At 37.6% G+C, this 20,715-nt stretch carries 30 protein-coding genes; 10 read left to right on the top strand and 20 right to left on the bottom strand.

Annotated elements, in window-relative coordinates:
- Nucleotides 1–50 precede the first annotated feature (50 nt).
- The 9 genes from S3O_RS10990 (at nt 51) to S3O_RS0103180 (ending at nt 5,195) form a co-directional block, all read left to right on the top strand.
- Nucleotides 51–293, top strand: coding sequence for a hypothetical protein (locus tag S3O_RS10990; protein WP_033227243.1), 243 nt, complete (start codon nt 51–53; stop codon nt 291–293).
- A 1-nt stretch (nt 294) separates the two neighbouring features.
- The gene (locus S3O_RS0103140) at nt 295–738 is read left to right on the top strand and encodes a helix-turn-helix domain-containing protein (protein WP_010597602.1); all 444 of its coding nucleotides are present in this window, start codon (nt 295–297) and stop codon (nt 736–738) included.
- A gap of 48 nt (nt 739–786) precedes the next feature.
- On the top strand, nt 787–1,383 hold the full coding sequence (locus S3O_RS0103145; protein ID WP_010597603.1) for a hypothetical protein: 597 nt from the start codon (nt 787–789) through the stop codon (nt 1,381–1,383).
- Between the two features lie 177 nt (nt 1,384–1,560).
- Entirely contained in the window at nt 1,561–1,986 is a 426-nt protein-coding gene (locus S3O_RS0103150; protein WP_010597604.1) for a hypothetical protein, read from the top strand.
- Nucleotides 1,961–2,464 carry a hypothetical protein gene (locus S3O_RS0103155; RefSeq protein ID WP_010597605.1) on the top strand — a complete coding sequence of 168 codons (504 nt, stop codon included), beginning with the start codon at nt 1,961–1,963 and terminating at the stop codon, nt 2,462–2,464. The genes S3O_RS0103150 and S3O_RS0103155 overlap by 26 nt, the downstream gene beginning before the upstream one ends.
- Nucleotides 2,451–3,506, top strand: coding sequence for a PAS domain-containing sensor histidine kinase (locus tag S3O_RS0103160; RefSeq protein ID WP_010597606.1), 1,056 nt, complete (start codon nt 2,451–2,453; stop codon nt 3,504–3,506). Before S3O_RS0103155 ends, S3O_RS0103160 begins: the two co-directional genes overlap by 14 nt.
- A gap of 12 nt (nt 3,507–3,518) precedes the next feature.
- Nucleotides 3,519–3,677 (top strand): hypothetical protein, encoded by a 159-nt coding sequence (locus tag S3O_RS17105; protein ID WP_156792714.1) that lies wholly within the window; start codon nt 3,519–3,521, stop codon nt 3,675–3,677.
- Between the two features lie 204 nt (nt 3,678–3,881).
- Nucleotides 3,882–4,124 (top strand): hypothetical protein, encoded by a 243-nt coding sequence (locus S3O_RS0103170; protein ID WP_010597607.1) that lies wholly within the window; start codon nt 3,882–3,884, stop codon nt 4,122–4,124.
- 390 nt (nt 4,125–4,514) lie between these two features.
- Nucleotides 4,515–5,195, top strand: a complete 681-nt coding sequence (locus S3O_RS0103180; RefSeq protein ID WP_010597608.1) for a TIR domain-containing protein — start codon at nt 4,515–4,517, stop codon at nt 5,193–5,195.
- A gap of 34 nt (nt 5,196–5,229) precedes the next feature.
- On the opposite strand, the gene S3O_RS0103185 is transcribed toward S3O_RS0103180, so the two are convergent.
- The 16 genes from S3O_RS0103185 to S3O_RS0103260 all read right to left on the bottom strand — a co-directional run bounded on the left by S3O_RS0103185 (nt 5,230) and on the right by S3O_RS0103260 (nt 18,569).
- Nucleotides 5,230–6,048, bottom strand: a complete 819-nt coding sequence (locus S3O_RS0103185) for a hypothetical protein (RefSeq protein WP_010597609.1) — start codon at nt 6,046–6,048, stop codon at nt 5,230–5,232.
- A 79-nt stretch (nt 6,049–6,127) separates the two neighbouring features.
- Nucleotides 6,128–6,616 carry a hypothetical protein gene (locus tag S3O_RS0103190; protein WP_010597610.1) on the bottom strand — a complete coding sequence of 163 codons (489 nt, stop codon included), beginning with the start codon at nt 6,614–6,616 and terminating at the stop codon, nt 6,128–6,130.
- 3 nt (nt 6,617–6,619) lie between these two features.
- Nucleotides 6,620–6,811, bottom strand: a complete 192-nt coding sequence (locus S3O_RS0103195; protein ID WP_010597611.1) for a hypothetical protein — start codon at nt 6,809–6,811, stop codon at nt 6,620–6,622.
- Nucleotides 6,801–7,766, bottom strand: coding sequence for a phage tail protein (locus tag S3O_RS0103200; protein ID WP_010597612.1), 966 nt, complete (start codon nt 7,764–7,766; stop codon nt 6,801–6,803). Before S3O_RS0103200 ends, S3O_RS0103195 begins: the two co-directional genes overlap by 11 nt.
- A 1-nt stretch (nt 7,767) precedes the next feature.
- Nucleotides 7,768–10,563 (bottom strand): hypothetical protein, encoded by a 2,796-nt coding sequence (locus tag S3O_RS0103205; protein ID WP_010597613.1) that lies wholly within the window; start codon nt 10,561–10,563, stop codon nt 7,768–7,770.
- A 326-nt stretch (nt 10,564–10,889) separates the two neighbouring features.
- A complete protein-coding gene (locus S3O_RS0103210; RefSeq protein WP_010597614.1) occupies nt 10,890–11,105 on the bottom strand; it encodes a hypothetical protein in 216 nt (71 codons plus the stop codon).
- A 117-nt stretch (nt 11,106–11,222) separates the two neighbouring features.
- Complete coding sequence (locus S3O_RS0103215) at nt 11,223–11,930, bottom strand: hypothetical protein (RefSeq protein ID WP_010597615.1); 708 nt, start codon at nt 11,928–11,930, stop codon at nt 11,223–11,225.
- On the bottom strand, nt 11,931–13,523 hold the full coding sequence (locus S3O_RS0103220; protein ID WP_010597616.1) for a hypothetical protein: 1,593 nt from the start codon (nt 13,521–13,523) through the stop codon (nt 11,931–11,933). It abuts the gene before it with no gap.
- Between the two features lie 197 nt (nt 13,524–13,720).
- Nucleotides 13,721–14,353: a hypothetical protein gene (locus tag S3O_RS0103225; RefSeq protein ID WP_010597617.1), complete on the bottom strand. Its 633-nt coding sequence runs from the start codon at nt 14,351–14,353 to the stop codon at nt 13,721–13,723.
- A gap of 7 nt (nt 14,354–14,360) precedes the next feature.
- Nucleotides 14,361–14,924 (bottom strand): hypothetical protein, encoded by a 564-nt coding sequence (locus S3O_RS0103230; RefSeq protein ID WP_010597618.1) that lies wholly within the window; start codon nt 14,922–14,924, stop codon nt 14,361–14,363.
- Entirely contained in the window at nt 14,899–16,011 is a 1,113-nt protein-coding gene (locus S3O_RS0103235) for a hypothetical protein (protein ID WP_010597619.1), read from the bottom strand. Before S3O_RS0103235 ends, S3O_RS0103230 begins: the two co-directional genes overlap by 26 nt.
- 121 nt (nt 16,012–16,132) lie before the next feature.
- Nucleotides 16,133–16,354, bottom strand: a complete 222-nt coding sequence (locus S3O_RS0103240; protein WP_010597620.1) for a hypothetical protein — start codon at nt 16,352–16,354, stop codon at nt 16,133–16,135.
- A 1-nt stretch (nt 16,355) separates the two neighbouring features.
- A complete protein-coding gene (locus S3O_RS0103245; RefSeq protein WP_010597621.1) occupies nt 16,356–16,931 on the bottom strand; it encodes a hypothetical protein in 576 nt (191 codons plus the stop codon).
- Between the two features lie 11 nt (nt 16,932–16,942).
- On the bottom strand, nt 16,943–17,251 hold the full coding sequence (locus tag S3O_RS0103250) for a hypothetical protein (protein WP_010597622.1): 309 nt from the start codon (nt 17,249–17,251) through the stop codon (nt 16,943–16,945).
- Nucleotides 17,252–17,260: 9 nt separating this feature from the next.
- Nucleotides 17,261–18,145, bottom strand: coding sequence for a phage capsid protein (locus S3O_RS16295; RefSeq protein ID WP_235776158.1), 885 nt, complete (start codon nt 18,143–18,145; stop codon nt 17,261–17,263).
- Between the two features lie 154 nt (nt 18,146–18,299).
- Nucleotides 18,300–18,569, bottom strand: a complete 270-nt coding sequence (locus S3O_RS0103260) for a hypothetical protein (RefSeq protein WP_010597624.1) — start codon at nt 18,567–18,569, stop codon at nt 18,300–18,302.
- 167 nt (nt 18,570–18,736) lie between these two features.
- Here S3O_RS0103260 and S3O_RS15190 point away from each other — a divergent pair, with 167 nt between their 5' ends.
- The gene (locus tag S3O_RS15190; RefSeq protein ID WP_192805865.1) at nt 18,737–19,345 is read left to right on the top strand and encodes an ankyrin repeat domain-containing protein; all 609 of its coding nucleotides are present in this window, start codon (nt 18,737–18,739) and stop codon (nt 19,343–19,345) included.
- Here S3O_RS15190 and S3O_RS0103270 read toward each other — a convergent pair.
- From S3O_RS0103270 to S3O_RS19450, 4 genes are all read right to left on the bottom strand, one after another.
- Nucleotides 19,335–19,745, bottom strand: a complete 411-nt coding sequence (locus S3O_RS0103270; RefSeq protein ID WP_010597626.1) for a hypothetical protein — start codon at nt 19,743–19,745, stop codon at nt 19,335–19,337. The genes S3O_RS15190 and S3O_RS0103270 overlap by 11 nt on opposite strands.
- 90 nt (nt 19,746–19,835) lie before the next feature.
- Nucleotides 19,836–20,024: a hypothetical protein gene (locus S3O_RS0103275; protein ID WP_010597627.1), complete on the bottom strand. Its 189-nt coding sequence runs from the start codon at nt 20,022–20,024 to the stop codon at nt 19,836–19,838.
- 15 nt (nt 20,025–20,039) lie between these two features.
- A complete protein-coding gene (locus tag S3O_RS0103280) occupies nt 20,040–20,180 on the bottom strand; it encodes a hypothetical protein (RefSeq protein ID WP_235776159.1) in 141 nt (46 codons plus the stop codon).
- 111 nt (nt 20,181–20,291) lie between these two features.
- Complete coding sequence (locus tag S3O_RS19450) at nt 20,292–20,714, bottom strand: hypothetical protein (protein ID WP_010597629.1); 423 nt, start codon at nt 20,712–20,714, stop codon at nt 20,292–20,294.
- Nucleotide 20,715: the final 1 nt, after the last annotated feature.

The raw sequence follows: 20,715 nt of genomic DNA on the forward strand, positions 1-20,715 counted from the left end.
AACACCCTGCCACTGTCTGGCCACAATACAATTCTCGGGAGAATTGAATCATGGTTACGCCAAGCTTACCGCTATCGTTTGAGCGAAGCAAATACTATGCACCATTTGGTGCATCACCTCATGGTTATTCACGTATTGATGAGTTACTCTGCGCTGAATTTCTTTATATTTATTATCTTTTTAAAATACCTCTACTACTAATAAAAAAGGGTACGTTAAAAAACGTACCCCCACGCTATCAAAGTACTGAAGATACTTTAGTAGCGCTAACCAACATCAACCTAAGGAGTTGATATGGCTATTAATAGAGTAGCCTTAGAGGGCGCGTGGTGCAAATTAATTGCACAAGAAAATCAATATTTTCGTGCAACAGCGGAATATCTTTTACTTGAAAATGGAGTCGATCGTCCAAGTGAAAGTCAAATTCAAGAGAAAATAAGCCATTTATTTCATATTTATCTTAGTTTTTCTCTTAGATTTGGAAAACGTTTATCAAATCGTGAAATTGAAAGTCTTTTTCAAGCTTCTTGTGGAGAAGAATTAAAAGAATCTGCAGTTTCCTTAAAAAGAACACCGGATGTTATCAAAAGACATCGAATGTCAGCTTTTAAAAAGCTTCAGTCTTCTAATATTGGCCAAGCTATTTATCGTGCCACACAACTCGGTTATCTCCCTTTAAAAGCTAAGCACCCACAATCGCTTATAGACGTTGAGGAAACTGAAAATGCCTCTGCTTAACTTCATTTGCTTTCATTTTCATAACAATAAAAAAAGAGGGGTTTAACGATGCCAACTAAAGAAACTAAAAATAATCTTTTAGAGAAGCAACTGTCGCATATTTTGAAAGGGTTACATGAGGCTAAACGAAAGGGAGCTTTATCATTTACTTCTTCATTCGAATGTATAGAAATGCTGAATGATGGGATTAAAGCACTGGAAAATACTCAATTTGCTTCGGTAGATGATTTTGATTCAGTGAAAGAATTACTTGAGCTGGAACAATTTTTCTCAGTGAGATTACGATTAAGAGACTTTTCTTTTCCAGAGTATCAATCTTGCATTTCTCCAACACTGCTATTTTACGCTGGAATTGAAGTTCAGTTAGATACGTTAGAGATGAAAGCCTATGATTTAGATTATCGAGGTCATCATTGCGCAGCAATTGAAGCAAAAGGCCTGGTTTTTAATCTACATAATTTAAATCGTTGGTATTTCAGCGAAGGAAAAATTGATTACGTTGATTATAAAACCAGAGCATTACAAGCCATTAATGAAAGCCGGCCTATTTTAGAACAACATCGTGGTTATAAACAAATTCTTGGTAATTTAGTTTTATTTATTTTTATTTATTTTAACAGCAGGAACAGCTTTTCTTATTCATAAGGCTTGTACTGGACATTTTCTATTTTTCAAGCAAACCGAGAGTGCAAAACAGCTTGATGCACTAACTCAAACGTTTAACACACTTTCCCTATCTCAAAAATCATACTAAAGGAGTTTTTGTGAATTATTAATAAAAAACAACCAACAAGTAATTATAACAATAACAAGAGGAAAAAAATGCTACCCACTATAAAATTATGTGGCCATTTGCATCGCTCGAATGGTCAAAGCGCCTCTGCGGTGACAATCATTAGTATCGACCAAAGTCACCAACAAGGTATTGAGTTTGAGGCTTTTTGTCTAAAAATCAATGAAGAATATGCCGAGAAAAACATAACACAGTTCACCATTATTGAAACAGGTTATTTAAAACGCCATTATCAACGTTTAGATCCCGCTTTCTCATCGATTGAAGCAGCTGATTTGTCCGCTATTCAATTAGGGGAAGACTGGATCAAACAGCAACAAGCTTCTATCGATAAGCTTAAATTAACGCCTAAAATCATCTCTTGGAAAGAAATACTTGAAACACAACAAGACATAGAAGATAAACCATTTTCTGAATATTTATCCAAAATTGAAGAGGATTATAAAAACAGATAAAGTTTTTAGAAATCATGTTAATACGATTTCACAAAAATATGCTGAAAAATTAGCTATTAAATACAATCCTACTGAAGAAAAACACTTAAATGAAGCCTGTTTAAAAGCAGCACGAGAGTATTTGTTAGAAGAATCCAGCATTATTTTTAAATTAGTGCATCACGGATTTACAAGCTTACTCTATCCAGGAAATGGCAATGCGGCATTACGCTATGTTCATCGTAAATACTTTGGTGAAACGAATCCCATGCCTTGGTTACGGTATGACATTCAATATCCTAAACAAGAAAAAAGAGTAGCTTTGAAAGAATCAGAAAGTAGTTTTTTTCAAGCTTCTTCTGCGAGTAATACAACAAAAACAAAGAGACATATTAAAAAATTATTGACTGAACTACCCGAGCTTGAACGATTAAGTCTTCTACAAGAATTAAACCAAGAAATAACAAAAACAAAGGAGTTAGGCTATGAAAAGGCTTAAAAAGGAACGTTTACTTGAATTATCGTTTCCTATTATCAATCGAAGTCTTCATTCTGATTTACCCGTCAATATTTTTGTAGCAGATTATGAAGGCTATCTAGCCTGGGTAAATACGCGCATGTTGAAAGCCATTAAGGAAACTGAAAAGAGTTTTTTTGGCAAACATCTTAGAACATGGGGAGAAGAAAAATGGGAAGCCTGCCAGCGTGTGATTGAAAGCAATTGTGAAGAGGGTATGGAGGAAAAAGGGCCTGATAACCGCTACTATTTTACTAACCGTATACCTGTTTGGCGTAGAGATAGGAGTAGCATCGCCGGCATTATTGGTGTTTCGCTTGATATAACCGAACAAAAACAAGCTGAAATCGCCAAGCGAGAATTTATCCTAAATATGGAGCATGATCTACGAACGCCATTTACTGGTGTTTATAGCTGTGCTGAACTAGCGCATAGCATTGCAAAGGAAGAAAAGGTAAAAGAATATCTTGGTTATATTATTACTAGCGCAAAACAATGGATAGAGGTTGTAAACAATATTTTTTCAATATTTGATTCTAAAACTATTGAGGATAAATCAAACTATTTTCATATCCAAGACTTAATAGATGAAATTCAATTACTCTATAGAGCGGCTGTACAAGCTAAAAACATAACGTTACATATTGTCTGTGACAATTATTTGGTTTGGGTACAACGCTTATGTTTAAAGCAAATACTGATTTCGCTTGTGAGTAATGCTATAAAATTTACTGACCAAGGTAGTGTAATTATTTCCGCTTATGTTATAGAAGGATTGTTAACTATACAGGTAAAAGATACGGGTATAGGAATTGCCAAAGATAAACAAGATTATGTATTTGAAAAATACACTAAAATAAAACCTTCAAATCAAAGTGGTGACTTTGTAGGTAGTGGTTTGGGCTTATATATTACTAAACAATGTGTTGAAAAACTTAATGGTAAAATAGAATTGATAAGTGAACCCGGGAAAGGTTCTAGCTTTCAGGTAGAAATTCCTTTAAAAAATAAACCACAGCTGTAATAACTTCTAAATATGAAAGATATCAATGAGCTTCTTTATGATGCAAAATTAGAGAAGCTCAAGTGGGAATTGAAAAATTATTTTAGTGGGTGGTTACTCGCTATTTTGATTGGAGAAAATCTAATTATAGCTATCCTGCTTTTAAAGGCAGTGCTAACACATTCATCATGATAAATTAAATTTATTTAGGTTTTTGCTTAATAAGTAAAAATAATGTTTTCTTTATTAAAGATAGCTTTATGGATGGACATAAATATACTAAAAAAATAATAAAAGATAACAATTATTATAAATTGATAGAGGAATTAGGTTTTTAATGGAGATGCCTGTTATATAGGAGAGAATTATACTGCTTTTTATTGTATTATAAATAAGTTGGCTTTTCCTCAAACTTTACTTTTTTCAACTAGCTCACCCAATGAGATTAAACTAGAAGGCACTTCCTCACTAGGAAAACAGGAGGAAAGAAGGTTGCAAATACAGTTTAATCCGACAAGCTTAGGAAAAAAGCAATTCCAGCTTGATATAAAACCTCCTCGTATTGGAAAGCAGCGCTTATTAGGTAAAAAGTTTATGTGTTCAGGAGCGGCCTATTATAAAGGTAGAAGGCTACATTAAAAATCAGTTACCAGAAACAATGAAATTAGGAAAAAAAGGTGAAGTGGTGTTTGTATTTAAAAATACGGGTAACCGTCCCATCACAGGGATAACTATACACGTAGAAAAAATCAAGACTTAGACTTTCCTTTCTTTTTTGTTTTCCTTGCTTGCGTATAGGCTATTGCCACGGCTTGCTTTTGGGGCTTGCCCGTTTTGATCTCACGTTTGATGTTTTCTGAAGCCTTTTTTAGTTTGGGCTTTCTTTCCTTTGATAAGTGGCATATTTTCTCCCTTATTTAGGACCGTAAACAAATTTAAAATAGGTTATAATGAGACTGAAAGCCAGTCACTGCGTAGCGGGAAAAATCTCATTAAAATATAAGTAAATAAAACTGAGGATAAGTACGAATGTCACTTACATGGCCTGGAACAGAAGAAGAATTAGAAAATAAGTTAAAGATGAATTTTAAACGAGGGAATATACAAAAAAATAAAGGAAACATATCCTTGTGCTACACTACCGAAGATGGTATAAAAATAAACTATTTTGGTCCAAAAACAAAAACAGTATCTATCCAACCGAATAATAGTAAAGTTCAAGCCATATTGGAGGCACTGCTAACAAGCGAAACTTATATAGATGAAATTGGTAATAAAATTTTCATAGTACATGGACATGATATGAAAGTGAAAGAATCGCTTGAGAATATTCTTTACAAATGGGGTTTAAAACCATATACAATCATAGACGACAGTGGAAATGGACAAACTATTATAGAAAAACTGGAAGAAGAGACAAAATCTTGTGCTTTCGGCATTGTTATTTTGACACCTGATGACGCTGGATACGCTATAAAAGATGGTGAGGGGGCAATTCACAAAAGAGCTAGACAAAACGTTATTCTTGAAATGGGTATGTTATTAGCTTTTATGGGAAGAGAAAAAGTTAGCATTTTAAGACACGAAGATGTAGAAATGCCATCTGATATTTCTGGTGTTATTTACATTCCTTTTCGCAATTCTTTAGATGAAGCAAAAGAAAAACTAAGAAAAAATCTTAAAAATGCTAATGTAAAAATAGACGACTAAACAATATGTGGCCAACCTATAGGTGTAATTACGTTTAATTATAATAAATAATCTCCGGCATAACATCCCGAATCATTTGATGTTCAATGGCTAGGGTAAGTGTTTGATAGGCATCAACAGCATGCGAAGTCCAATCGTGTAAGGGTGAGTCTTTGTAGATGTTATTTTTTTCATCAAAGACCTTGGAATAGTTGGATAAGCAATCAATGAGTCTTTCCGTGTTTTCCTTATTAAATTTGGTGCGATAGAGCATTCTGCGCATAAGATTAATGGCATCGATTTTGCGTTGCGGTTTGGGTACACAAAAGGCAGCTTCGCCGAGTTCTTGTAGAATATCTTGCGTACTTTTGGTTGTCGCTTTATCTCGATTTTTACCATCATGCGGTAAAAAATGACTGTGTAATCTGAGATGACGTTTATTGCAGAAGCGGTGTACTTCGTTCACGTAATACTGTATCGGATGGTTATTGGCTTCCATGAAGTGAATGATATTCGGGTTATTGAGGTGATCAAATTGCGCTAAGATAACGGCAGTGGAATCGTTAACGCCCAGATCATAGAAAGCATAGACAGGAACATTGGGTAGCACTAATTCAGGAATGAGGCGCTTATTTTCTTCAAGATGTTGTATCTCTTTGGAGAAATAGAGTCGTTCATGCTGAACGGTAATAACGGAATAATACTCTTGCTGAATCAGAAATTCCGGCATACCGGCTTTGCGGTCTTCGTCGATGAGTTCATCGGTAATGTAACGGTTGCCGGCTTCATCCCTTAAGCTCTCTACGCTGTCTACGCGCCAAATCCAAGCCGGATTGGTTTTGATCGATTGCCAGTAACGATAGGCATGATTCATCCCGTTAAAGGTGGTTTGTAGAATAAACCAGCCGTTGTTCTGTCTAAACCTCTTAGCTTATCGGGGTCGATATCCGACCCTAGTCGACACGAATGACTGATCTGTTAATGAGTTGTAGGGTCATATCTTGGTTGTTGATGTGCTTGAGACAACGTTTGGGGATCATATCTAAGAAACGCAGACTTTTTCCTTCGTTATTATCGTTCAATAATACCGCACCTTCCCAAAGGACAAGACGTGCCCGTACATTGGTCGGGTAAATCATCAAATATAAACCAGGCTGAGTGAGTGCGCCTTGGATTAACAGATTCCACGATTCGATCTCTTTGCCAGAACGTCTGGGTCTCACTAAAAAGAAACGTTTATAATTTTCATTAAATAATTTGTGTTGTATTTCTTGTTGGTAGGGTCTTAGTCTCAAAAAAGGTAAGGTGATGGTTTCACTTTTTCCAAAAAATAAGACTAAGTTATTTTCATTATCCCGTCCCCAAGTAAATTGATCCTGCGTTCGTTTTTGCAAGCTTATTTTTAAGTGATTGATTTCTTTTTTAAGACTCGCGAGTTGCATAACTTAAGTTTTAATAAATCCATTGACGACTAAAGAAGGCTGCATGACATTAAAGGGTTGACTACCCCCTGTAGAGCCCGTTTGAACCGTATCGGGATGTTCGCCAGACCAATCGTTAGGTCCATTTTGAAATTGATGCTGTACCACAAAAGCGCTCATGCTGTGTGTATGCGCAATGAGTTCATCAATCGTCATTTTTATGGGTTTCTTCGCCACCGGCACTACCGACCGTGTTATTCAAAATAGGGGTAGCTGTTCCACCAGAACCGACCAATGCGCGTCGACAAAAGTTAGGAATATTAAAGGTGGTCTTACTATCGCCTGCACCAAATTGCGTGCCAATCGCTGCAAAAAGCGCCGCATAGTCTGTTCGGCTAATGGCACTTCCATTCATGAGTAAAAATCCTTTACGTTCAGTGATGTGCACGCCGGTTAAGATAAAATCACCGGTTTGTATGGAAGCTTCAGAAAGCGTAGCTATTTTTTGTTCGAGCTGATTTAAATACGCATGTAGGGTGCTTCCTTGTTTTTCTAAAGTCTTGTAATAACCAATTAATGCGGTGCCATCACCACCATTGGGTGCTTGACTGGCCAATTCGGAACGTAAGGTACTGACATCAGTATTTTCAATTTGTGCCGCGATAATATTGCCACCTTGACTGACCCAAACTTGATTATCTTGTGCTGTTAAAATAGGTAATTTATTGGCTAAATTAGAGGTTAAATAACTATTAATAATATATTGCAGATTATTTTTGTTTATCTGCGTATTGAACTCCTGCATGATCAACAATATGCGTTCAAAGGCCGCATCGAGGGTATGACCATTAAAGGATTGGGCATTGCCAAATTCGGTTTCAATGCCGACTTGCATGCTGCGAACTAAAGTAACAATACTACCGGCAATAGGAACTTTCCCTTTAACGAAAGTAATCGTGCCACCCGTCATGGTTCCTGCGTTCTGTACGGTGTAATCTTGATTCAATACTTGTAAGTCTTTATCAGGATTGGCTTCATCACCAGGATTTGTTACGTAGACAGCCATATCATTATCAACGAGAATCAAATAAGTATAGTTAAAAATAGCTGTCTTTCCGTCAGCGATATATTGGTCAATCGTATTTTGTTGGGGTAAATTGCTTTTTGGCATATTATTTTCCGTAAATCATTTTTTGTCCGGGTGCTAAATAAGATTTATCGCCGAGGAGCTGATTGAGGTAAGGGCCGATAACGGGCATGGTGTCGATGGGTAGGATATTTTTAGCAATATTTTTTATTTCTTTTCCCGATTTTTTTGGATTAGCTGTCACAATAGCCCCGCCTAATGAAATAGTATCAAGCAGTAGCTTGAAGCTAGGCGACGTAAATAATTTCATTAATTCACCAGAGCCCTTATAGGTAGGGTCAAGGATTTGCATGAAAACCCCAAAATTAGGATTCACTAAATCCGCTAAATAATTTATTTTTTCAGGGACATTCATTTTGGAAAACAACGGCATGCTTTTGCCATGCGATAAATTATTGAATAGATTTGACATATAACTTAAGGGCAGTGTGGCAGCAAACATGGCTAATCCCCACCGTAAGCGCATTTGGGTATTCATTGCATCTTGAAAGCCTTGCCAGAGCACTTTATCGGCATAGGTGAAGGCAAAGCCTTTGAACTGCATGACCATGCGAAAGAGTTCGCCTTTAACCGTGCCAGGGCGTGTACCGAAGTACATAAAGGCTTTCATAAAGCTATCAGGGGCTAATACGGCGTTATCAGAAGCGACGGAAAATATTGTGTAGACCTTACGGTACAAATCATTACGCATTTCATAGCGAGGTTTGGTATCGCCATATAACGTTTTTAACTCGTCGTCAGTTACCACATCCACATTAGCTGTTGTAAATAGGCCTTCTTGATTTTTCGTTCTCAATAAATCCCATTCTTTTTCACCTAAATCATATTTTTGTAACTGCCAGCGAGTTTCTGGCAATAATTGATTCCAGGATTTATTTCTTTGTTTATACAAGCCTTTCGAAATAAGGTGCATTAAAGAATGGCGATTGCCTTTATCGAAAGCCTCCAGCAAATTGGCCCGAAAAAATCCAGTGGTTACTTTCTGAATGAGTTCCGTGCCATTGGTTAAATCCGCAAAGCGAGCGATATAACCCAAATGGCTATCGGCTAGAAGCTTAAATTGCTTGGCGATAAATTTTCGCTCATCGTCGGCAAATGAATCGAAAGTATGGCTTATCGTCGAAGCAAAACTTTGGAAATACTGATTTCCCCAGCGCTGCGCAAAGGAAGCGATATAGACAGAATCAGGTAAACTCTGTAATACGATAGTCGATAATCTTGCTGCTGCGCTTAAAGCCCGTGTATTAGAACCAAACGCCGCGATGCTGGGGCTTACCACCGCCTTGTTTTGCTGCATCACTTCCTTATATAACATGTCAGTATTATCGTTCCAAGCTTGACTCTTAGGTGATTTTTTTCGTTGAATTTTTTTTAGATCAAGATAAACGGATGCTGGGTTATCACCCATGAGTTCCGCCGTTCCAATACGATTCCCCGAACTGTTGAGATCACCATTGATGGCTTTAAACAAATTCCCTTGACCATATTCTCGGCTATAATTCAAAAAAGACTCATGGTCCTTCCAGTAAAAGAATAGATGAGCTTTTCTTTTAACGGCTTCTCTGTCATTGACAATTGTTGAACGCGTGAAGATTTCACTTTTACCTGTCGTGATATTGTCATAAATCGTCTGTAATCGTTTATCCACTTCCGATTCAATAAGATTACCTTCCGTATCAATGGCTTTACTACCAGCAAAGGTTTTCTCTAAGTTGAGATGCGTTTTTATGAATGAAACCCATCGTTTTTCTGCATTTTTAATGGATTCAGAACGCATTTCGGCCGATAAATTATGGAGGCTTAACCGCTTTGCCATACTGCGCCCACCTTGCATCACTAATCGTTGATCATGGACGGCTCGAATAAAGCGATCGGTATTGACTTCACGTAGACGTAAGGCATTAGAAATAATTAATTCGGGATTACGGACATCAATATAATTTTCTATTTTTTTAGCCAGTTGTTTTGCCAATTCCGGTGCAGTCTTCCCATCTAAGGCACGGGCAACGGAAATATCATTATCTTTATTTTGTAAATAACTTAATTCCTCATCAGACATGCCTTGATATAATGCTTTAAATAAACGTTGCTGTGCGGCTTTCTGATAAGCCTCAACATTCGACGATAAATTTGTATAGCGTTGCACCAGTAAGGAGCGCAAATTAATCGGTTTTTCTTTTAATGTTTTCGCTAAATTGTCAAACTTTCTCACATTATTAGCGGTAACTTGGATATCTTCAAGGTGATTTTGTAAATTTTCTTGGTTAACTTCATCAATCGCTTTGTTAATAGCACCTCTATTTCCTAATTTGTCATACTCTCTGGCTTTGGATAACACATTATTGACATACTCATGCAAATCATTTTCGGTAAATTGCGATAAATTAGCGAGGGCATTCGCAAGACAGTTCTTTTTTCGTTCGGCTTCGTCTAGCTTAGCTTGTTTCTTAGCGGCTATCCGTGCTTTTCTGCGTGCTTCTTTGTCTTGGTATTTTTTAGTGACCCTGCCAACCGCTTCGCGCCTTTCTTGGGTTAAACGTTTCTGTTGTTCAACACGTTTGGCTATTTCTTTTCCTTCTGTTTCTTGTTTCTCTTTTTTTAAGCGTTTTGTCTGCTCAAGCCGTTTGACAATTTCCTTCCCCACCGCCTTTTCTTGTCGGGCGGAAGCATTGATTTTTTGGCTAGCTAAACTTGCTTTTGTTTTTTCTAATGCTTTCCCTTTTTGAGCGGCCTCGGTTGAGAGTGACCTTAATTTTTTGTTGACGCCTTTTTGCTTTATTTTTGAAATAGCTTTATCTAAAACCGTGCCAGCCTCAGGCAAGGTTCTTTTTTGTCGAGATTCCTTTTTAGCTTTATTAATTACTTTTTTTTAGCAATTTATCGTCTGACATCAGATTTTCCCTAAAATACAATGTATCGCATTACGAAATACCTGGTTTTTTTCTTTAAATTCTTGAAATTTTTTGACCGCAGGTGATACTTCTTTTTCGATTGCACTGTCCTCTAAATGTTTTGAAGGGAGTTCGATAGGCGTTGACTCCTCTTTAACGCCGGCTTTTAGATTATCCTCGTACTGTTTTAAGCGTTCTTTCGCTTCAAAAGCTTGTTTTTCAGACAGTTTTGCATCAGGAATATTATTTTATATGGTCAATGACATTGGATAAAAAATGGCTTCCAATCTTCTGCTCCTTTATTTTCTAGTTCCGTGAGAATGCCTTTTAAGCCGTCACTTAATGCAGGATTTTGCTTGAGACGATCTAAGGCATTTTTTTGGATAAAATCAGATAGTACATTGGGGTTATCGATACCTTCACGAGCTAATAATTCTTCCGGTAATAACCCACTGTAAGGCTTTAATATCATTCGGTGTTAATAACGATACATTCACTTTCTTATCGATACGGTTAACCGCGATATCAGGATGATTTTTTGTAGTAGTTCAGCTGCACGTTGTTCGAGTTCTGGGTTATCTGGATTTTTTTATAATCCTGGAACCAAACTTTTCTTCAGGTGTAATGGTCTTGTTCTTTTTTTTTCTGTTAGATCGCTTACTCCGGAACGGTTAAAAAGTTTAGAGCGAATTATACTTCCGACAAAAGGAACAGCACCTAAGGCTAATCCAATCCCACCAGCAATAGCAGTCGTTTTAATAAAATGTGAAACATCTACTTTATTATCAGGCGTTATAGATTCCGCTAGAGTTTGAGGAATCAATGGCGCCGTACCAATACCAGAAACAGTTAACGCTTTTTCACCCAGTGATCCTACGGTTTCCGTCGATAATTTTGTGATTGTTTTACCCGCAAGATTGCTTAAGAACTCAGGTGCTAAGGCCGAAACACCTTTAACCGCTCCTTTAGCTAATAAACCGCCGGCGCCCCCTAAGGCAATATTGATCGGGTTTAATCCAAAACCTAATACAGCAGCAATTCCATCGCCCACTTTTTGTGTTAATGGTAAGACAGGTACTTCCGTTACATTTTGTATGGAATGATAAAGAGCATTCAGTGATGAAAAATGGGGATGTAATCCTGCTAACGATCCTATTTTATCTAAAGCCATCTCAGGTGCTATCAACTGTTCTAAGAAATTACCTGATAGTGCACTATAACTGGGTGGACTAAATTCAGCTTGCTGTTGGTATTGTTCTTTAAAATCTGGTTTTACTATCGCATTACTGAGTAACATTTATTTCTTCCTATGCGCATAATGTAATAAGCTATCGGTATAGGGCTGCGAATAAACCACTGTTCCGGCTTGATCAACGGCTATGATTAAACCATCCGGTGTATTGGTGATAGTTAACGGATTGCGATCTAAATTAAAAAACTCAGCTAGAGGATTTTTGATGTGTTGCCAGACTTCTTTAGCGATAACAGTTCCTGTCGATGTCATGGGAAAAAGTCCCTGACTTTCTTCAACCACTGTTTTAAATGGTTTGATCGGACTGATGTTAAATCCTAGAGCTTCATACGCTTCCTCTTTCACATGCTGAGCTAAGTAAGCGGCTTCACTATCGGTAATGCCTAGCGCTTTGGTGTTAAAGGTATAACCGTCACCTTTTGAAATTTGATAGGCTCTAGTGAAATTGTCGTTAAACGTTTGCATGTATTTATTAATGTCTTTGAGTGCTAAATCGTTATGGATTAAACCTTGATACTTCACATAGTTCATCGCCATGTTGACCACGCTTAAAGTACGGGAAGGATCACCCGATTGACCTAAATAATCTAAAACATCTGAACTATCGTGTTTAGGATTATCTCGCAACGCATTCCAATGGCTGCTAAACCAGCCTGATTGACTGTATAACTGCGCAATGAGATTATTTTTTAATGATTTATCATCGACACCAGAATCGCTTTTATTAATAACCCCAACTTTAGAAAAATCCTGTCCCGTTTGATTCGCTAAAATCAATTGTCGTAAAAAAGCGGGATCAGTATTGCCCTGTAATAATCCCGCGGTATAAGCGACTTCTTGTTGCAAGGGCTTTTGTAAACTGGCAGCCAGATAAACTTTATTGTTGGGATCGTGATGGGAAAGCACTTGCAGTAAGGTATCGGGGTCGGCGCCTTGGATAAAAGCGGATTGTGCTTGTAGTTTCAGGTCATTTGGAATCGGTTGAATAAAATGATTATCGATCTGCATCGCATGACCGAGTTGCACGGATCGCGAAATGTAGTCGTTATAGGCTGCACGCGGATCCACACTATTATAATTTTGTGCATAACCCTTTAGAATAGCTTGTCCTTGCGGTGTTTGTTGAATGACTTGAGCATATTCTCCCGAGGTAAAACCATTCAGCAGATGCTGCAAGGCGGCTCGTTCGCCTTTTTCGGCTTGGGTTAGTAAACCATTTTTGGTATCGAGTTCACTTAAGCGCTGTTTGAGTAACTGCCAATTCTCACCGTTATTGAAAAGACCTTGTGCTTTTTGTACACCTTGACCAAATAAAACCACCTCGTTTAAATGATCCGGCGTAAGCTTCATCCAGGCTAAAGGATTAATCGGCTGACCTTTCACTAAATCGGACTTAACACCCTGCATCGTTAAATCCATATCGTAATGATTTTGCAGATGTAAGATGTCTTGTGAAATCGGTGTATTGGCTTTATCGATGTTTTGGGCAAACGGTGAGGCTAAAACTTTCTGCAAGTCGGCCGAGCGCGCGTTGGGGTTTTGATAAAGCTGGTGTAGCGCCTGCACTCTATCGAGGCTATGGGACAGCGTTTTAAATAATACGCCGCCCTGTTTCGGCGTAATAAGTCGCCCCAACATCGCCTTTTCTACTGTCTGATGTGCTAAATCTAATTTTTGCTGAAAGAGTTTGTCATCATTAACAGAGCTATAGAGGTCTTTTAAGACATTCGGCCATTCGGTATAAAACTGACTGGTTAATTTCAGTTGGTTGGTTTGAAAATCAGTGAGTTGCGCTTGGCTATTAACTTGATTACGACTGGATTGTAATAAAACGTCTAATTGCCCTTTGGTTTTATTATTAACAGGTGTGGTATTTTTAATATTATCCAGTTGCTGCTGCGTATCTTGTGCAATTTGATTGGTTTGAGTTTAACCAAGGCGTCAGATTTAATTTGATCCGCACTGCTGGTGGCTTGGAGTAATAGCGCATTACTTTTTTCTTGCTCTAAACGCAAATCGGTTTGTATCAACCCTTGAGACACATTGCCAAGGGCCTGTCCTATTGATTCAAAACCTTTAGCGCCACTGGCTATTTTGGTATCGCGCAAAATGGGCACTTCATCTTTAAATTGTGCAAAAGATTCAGCCATTACTTTGGACTCATACTTTTTAATTGCGCAAAGGACATCAGTGTGTTGGCCAATGTTTTCGGTATTACGCTGTGTTGCATTAAAGCTGGGTGAAGAGAAGGCAACACCCCGTGTGGTCATCTGTGCCGCTTGGCGTTGAATAACCTTATCTAAACTGTCTAAGTTACTTAACGTGGATTGCTGGTACTGCAATTCATTTTGTTTGGCTTGTAAGTCAAGTTGATTTTCTTGTGCTTTGGCTGCTTGTACTTCCATAACACCTTTGCCGACTTCCATTGCCGCGGCTGTCGCTAAAATAAGTAAACTGGCTTGTGGCATAATTCTCCTAGATCATTGATGCCGTCACTTGATAGGCAATGGCGGTTATTTGTAAATCGAACGGTGCATTTTGGGTAATCGTAAAGGTTTTATCGCGATTCCAGCCTGATACGGGGCCAACAATCGCTGTTCCACTAGGAGGAAATAAAAAGGTCGTTTTATCCGCAATTTTATTAAAAAATTGATAATTGACTAACTTATCATCAATGTAAAAGTTTAACGATTCAAAATATTCGACATAAATCTTAGTCGTTTGTTTCATTAAGTCAGCGTGCGAAGGGCCTGTATAAAAATACATGGGTATGATTTCAACCGGATAAAGCAAACCGACAATTGCTGTTCCACTAAATCTTTGCGGATTGGCAACATGAATAACACCATTTTTTACGCGATAGATACCCATGTCATCAACAACAAGTACAACTTGTACATCTAAGCCTTCAAAACGTTCTAGGCCTTCAATGGTGCCGTCGGAGGACATTTCTTTTTCTTCGTAGCCATCGATTTTGATGTGTTCAGCTAGCATTTTTTCTAAAACGACCTGATCACTGTTGACATACTTTTTTAACAAATAAATGAGGTTGTTGATAGAGACTATATTGAGTATTTCCATAAGGTGGGTTAAACGTCATGGGTGTTAAGGCGGCTAAATTGACTTCGTGTGCAAATTGAAAGGTGGTAATGGTATGATCAGGATTTAAAAAATAAATAAAATTATCTTGTGAAGTATCAGTACCACGCAATAGCACGGCTTTAACGGGATTTTTGACTAAGTGGCTCGCGGCCTGGCTAATATTACTGGCTAAATAACTCTGGCCTAGTCCTTGAAACCGAAAGTTAATGATCGCATTACCAGTTTTATTGAGATAATAACTGTCATTGAGATAGCTAATGGGTTTTAACTTTTCTGAGACACCGTAGGCCGCTTGTTGACGTACTGAGAATGTGCCAGGGGTTAAGCCCGTGTTTTGTTCTTGCGGGGCTACAAACTCGTAATTGGCCGTATAAATTTCTAATTGCTTACCGCCATTCATCCAAACAATACCGCCAGAGTCACTTTGCCCTAAGGTATAAATAATCGCATCGGTATCTTGTCCTACACCGACATCAAAATTGACCGGTGCATTTATTTTTGAGCCAAAGATCGTATTATTAAGTGTTTTAGTATTCGCAAACCACAATCGATTTTGAAAAAAGATAACTTTACTGGGATAACCCATATTTTGAGAAAAAGCGGCTTTTCTTACAGAGTATTGCGTCGCTGATGTTGATGCGCCGTTAATTAAAAAAGGAATTTGTACTTTTCCTGTAAAAATGACCTTATCGGCTTGATAAGCAACTTTTGTAATGATCGCATAACCTAATGGCGAAACCTCAGTCGTTCCACCACCAATAATTTGTCCGCCAATCCAATCATCCGTAAACCCAGGTGCATTGGTTAATGTCAGGGTAATGGTATGCGCGTCACCTGAAATAGAAGCATCGCCTTTGTTATAAATGACATCCCCAAAATCATAGGCTGGTAAAGGATAGAGATTTAATACTTCATAGATAAACAACGATTTATCGTAATCTTTGATTGTAATTCGCGCCGGTGGATACTCTTTATGAACGAGAATCAGCGAATCGTTGTCATTGGTATAATCTAAGTCAGCCAAATCGACAGAAAGATACGGTGTTATTAAGGTTTGTAAGAAAGTAATGTGATCTTCATCATCACTTATTTGGTAAATATCAAAGGATTTATCTAAACTGACGAGAATATAAAATTGACCATTTTTATCCTGAAAAACTATACAATTTCGCGTTAGGATCGCTATTTTTAGTTTGAGTGAGAAATTTCGTCCCTTTTCTTTTTTTAGCTAGACCTGTGGTTCCAACTTCAATATTTAACAATGACTGTGCAGCGGTGAGATAATCTTTAAAGTCTGTTCGATGGTAATTAATCGAATCCACTTCGCCACTACTGAACATGGTTTGCCGGATAAGCTCGGTTGCCATTCTATATCCACATCACCCGATCAAAATCGTTAAATGGCGCTGCTTTAATATCGCGCTCCATGTTATTGAGTAATAACGCATTCATTTTTTCTTTTTCGTATTTAGCTTCCAGGTAATTCGCTAAGTTGACGTTCTGCGTCAATGAAACGGCTGAATCAGAAGCCGCATATAATGCTAAAGTTCGAGCAAAGATCGGTGGTAAGATGCTGTAATCCATCGTATTGACGAGATAATAATAGATGAATGGGTTCGTGTTAGTGAGGATGTACCCGTCTACAAGCTCAAAATCTAAAATAAAACGGTTAGCGCCCAACTTAATAAAACGCCCATAATCAAACGGTAATTGATAGGTATAACGATAATCCGGCGAGAAATTTTGTGTAATGGGTGTATTATCTTCACGATACTTCACTGCAAAGCGCCAGGTTTCGCTCAATAATAAGATGGGTAATAAGCTATCTAGTTTCTCTGAAATAAATTGTGCGGCCTCACTTTCTTTTTCATTGGCAATCGGTGACAAACCTAAGGCTAATAAGGCTTGATTGATCACCGTTAGTTTGGAAAAAGGTAAGGCCATACACGCCAGTCTTATTTGGGAGGTGGTGGTGGAGTCGGTGCGGCCACTTTAATGAGTTGTGCTTGCGGCGGATCACCGCTTTTTGCGGTATTTTTAACAGAGAATAAGCCACTGTTTTTGCTAGACTCATAGTTGATGATCATTACGTCGAAATCTTTAACTTGTTTTCGGATATACAGATCATTAATATAACCGGCTTTGGTAATAACATCTTCTTTATCTGGCGTACTAGCTGAAAATAAAGCGGCCGCTGTACCAGGAAGACCTCCGGTTACGGGAGTTAGGGTAATAAAATTGGAGGTGTTAGGTATACTTGGCATAGGATCCTCTTAAGGGTTCTTGGCAAATTTTTGATTAGCCGTGATTAAGGCAACACCACGGGATTGAATGATCTTGGCACCCGTTGTTAGGGTGGTTAATAATTCCCAACGGTCTTGATGAGGTAACCAGGTAATGCTGGTCGTGATATCGCGGTTATAGCCTTGTATAATCGCATCGCGATGTACTACAGGCACCGTATATTTAAACAAACCTTTATCATCGGGTACGCGTGGAATACTGTTAATGCCGTTTTCACCTAAGAATCTAAAGTCAATATCTAAGTAGACTTTGACTTTGTTATTGGTTAAGGGTTTGACATCATTATAGAAAAAATTAGAAACCTGTTGATCGTTATACAAAGAAGGCTTTAATAATGCAGGTGCCCAGGTTGATACTTCGAGATCATGTACATCCATACCTTGGCTTTCGAGATAGGCAATTGCTAAAGCATATTTCTCTTCATTAAGTCCCGTATTAACACCCACATCGATAGGCACAGTATAGATTTTTCCAGCAATAAAATCCGGATCACTAAAGATCGCATTGATCTTAATATAATCAGTCAAACGCGCTGCCGCCAAACCATGCAATTTCGAATGGTCAACGATCTTATCAAAGTTATAGAGTGTTTTTTCACCACCACCAATAACTGTTTTTAGATGATAATCGTTAGTGGGAACTTGGACGTTCGTTTCATTAACGGGTGTCACAAAAATATCGGTCGGTGCAAAATTAGTTTGTGCCATTTCTACCAAATCAGACACAGGTACATTTAGTGCTGTACCTCGTAGGCCCTCTTCAATGGTATCTTGCAGCTTTAAACGATTTTGATATTGCAGCGTGACTTGCGTATCAAAGAGCTGACACGCCGCATCATAATTAATTTCGGACATAAACAACCTAATAAATAAAAAATAAATTTCCATCTATCAGGTTACCCAAAAGAAGGGGCTGATAATGCCGTGATTGACTTAAAAAGGGGACCGAATGGGCTTTTCAAATCAATTATAATTCCTCAATAAAAAGGTACAAGCTACTTTATCTAGTCTACTTTATAGACGTAGTGGTCGGTTGATATACTTCTGAAGGATGAACAAATTTATCTGCTAATGGACTACTCCAAAAGCACATCCAATTATTGAATCTAGAAAAACAATTTGCATATCTATTTTCAACAAGTGGCAAATTCACTATTTCGCTTGAAAGTACTTCTATCTTATCCATTGAAACTGTTCTATTAGGTTCCTTTGTAACTACGTTGCTTGCTTCCTCTTGATTAAGTTTAGAGTAACTTGGTTCTTTTACTTCAGTTTTCATAATGAATTCTTGTTGTTTAGTTAGAGATGTTTATCATAGCAAATCTTTTAAACATTTTTAGCAGATAGATATCAAAACAATACTTTTAGATATCTTAATAGCGTATTTAATTTTTAACAGTTAAAATAAAGTTAAATTTACTATTTAAGGCTATTATGTATCACGATTTGGACCACAAAAAATTAATTTCGTATATATTACTTGGAAATACATTAGCAGCAAAAGAATTTATAAAAAGATCTCAAGAAAGAGGCTATAAGCTAAACCCAATTGTTGGGAATGCAAATAACCCGCTATTTCAACTTGTTGTTCGATATCGTCAAACGGCTATTGCGCTCGATTTTATAGCGCAAGGAGTTGAAGTAAATACACAAGACAAATGGGGTATAACTCCATTACATGAAGCTGCTGAAACTGGAAATATAATCTTAGTAGAAAAATTATTAGCAAAAGGGGCTAATCCTTTTACTTGCAATGTGCATGGAATTACGGCTGGAATTTTAGCAGCAAGGAATGGTCATGCAGAATTAGCATATCGTTTGTCCCCTAGTTTTCTTTCAAACTATCCAAATTTAATTTATTTATCTAATGCTCCATCTCAAAGCAGTGAAAACCAAGATGAGCCTCTTGACTTGAGTAAAACGGGTCCTAATGCAATAAATGTTAAACTTTCCTTTTTTAAGCCTAATAAACCTAGTAGATTAGTTCCTGTTGAAAAGGTCATGGTCGAAATAGATCCTGAATATGTTTTTGAAGTTAAAAGACTCACTTTTTAAATCGTGCTTCAGCCACTTCGCTAGCTAGATTAATATAACGTTTTCTATTTTTGTCGGAAGGATCGCGTTCATACTCTTTGGCTACTTTAAGTAACTCATTTTTTCCTTCATAGGGATCGGATAAATTAGCCCGTTGACTACTTAAACCAGGTACTTGGCTATTTAATAATTGATCACGGTGTTTTAAGGCGTCTGACATGGCGTTTTCATCTCCAATAAGGGTATTTAAAATAGTGGACTGTAAAGAAGCGGGATATGTTTTAGTCACATAATCTTCAATAATAGTGAGCTTATCGCCGAGAAACTTTTTTCTATCCTCTCGCTGACTTTGATAGTGTTGCTGCTGTTCTGTCATAGAGTTAAGTGTTTTATTGAATTGTTCTTGATTTAAACCAGCCATTTTTGGCTATCTTTTGTAACCCTTGTATCTCTTGTTCAGGCAAACAGATTGATTCAGGTAAGTTATAATTTTCAGGAGCTTCAAAGTTTTTTAGTTTTCTTTGAGAATTTTATTTTCATTGAATACACCGGCACTGTTTTTATAAGCCTTTTCTAATTCTTCTACAGACTTGTATTTGCCAGCATAGAGTTTAGTAGATTCCGTTATAGTTGCTTCATTGGATTCTGAAATAATAGCATCTAATTCTTGTCCATCCTGTGTATTTTTTATTTCTGTCATTATTCAAATACCTCGCTAAAAATTGTCTCTCAGGAGATCGTGCACTTGGTCAATATGTGTTTGAATCATTCGCCAAACGGAGCGACGACCATCTTGCCAAGCAAAAGCAGCGCCAGTAAAGGCACGTGCTTGCTCCATAAAACTGTTAGCTATCATGTCGTTTAAATAAGCTTTGCCCTTTGGATCAAGCTCAAATAACACATACGTGTCATACAAAAATTTATCGATGATTTGATCTTCAGTTAATTGATTTTAGTTTATTTAACATTAAAACTGCACCTGTGAAGGAGGAGGAATCGAAATCGGACTCGCACTCGTGGCTGGTATGGGTAATTGAGGCGTAGGTGTTTGCAATTGCTGAATCTGCTGTGCCATATGTTGCAAGAAGCTAGCAAACTCTTCTTTGGATTTCATCAGTTTACTGGGAAGATTCAATTTATCTGCTAGGAAGGGTAAAACTTCTTCCATCTTAGTGGCCGTTAACACTGCACCTTCACCACCAAACTGCTGAAGAATCTGTGCCATCATCGTAAAATGACTAAGATCATCTTGTTTTTGTAGATCGTATAGCGGACTTTGAAAATCAAAACGTAGTAAATGCGTATTTAGTTTACTAACACTGCGATCTTGCGAAAGTAAACGTCGTTTCGCTAAAATCTGGGCACTGATAGTAAAAATTTGTTTAGGCAAT

This window comes from Rickettsiella massiliensis 20B (genome assembly GCF_000257395.1).
Taxonomy (GTDB): domain Bacteria; phylum Pseudomonadota; class Gammaproteobacteria; order Diplorickettsiales; family Diplorickettsiaceae; genus Diplorickettsia; species Diplorickettsia massiliensis.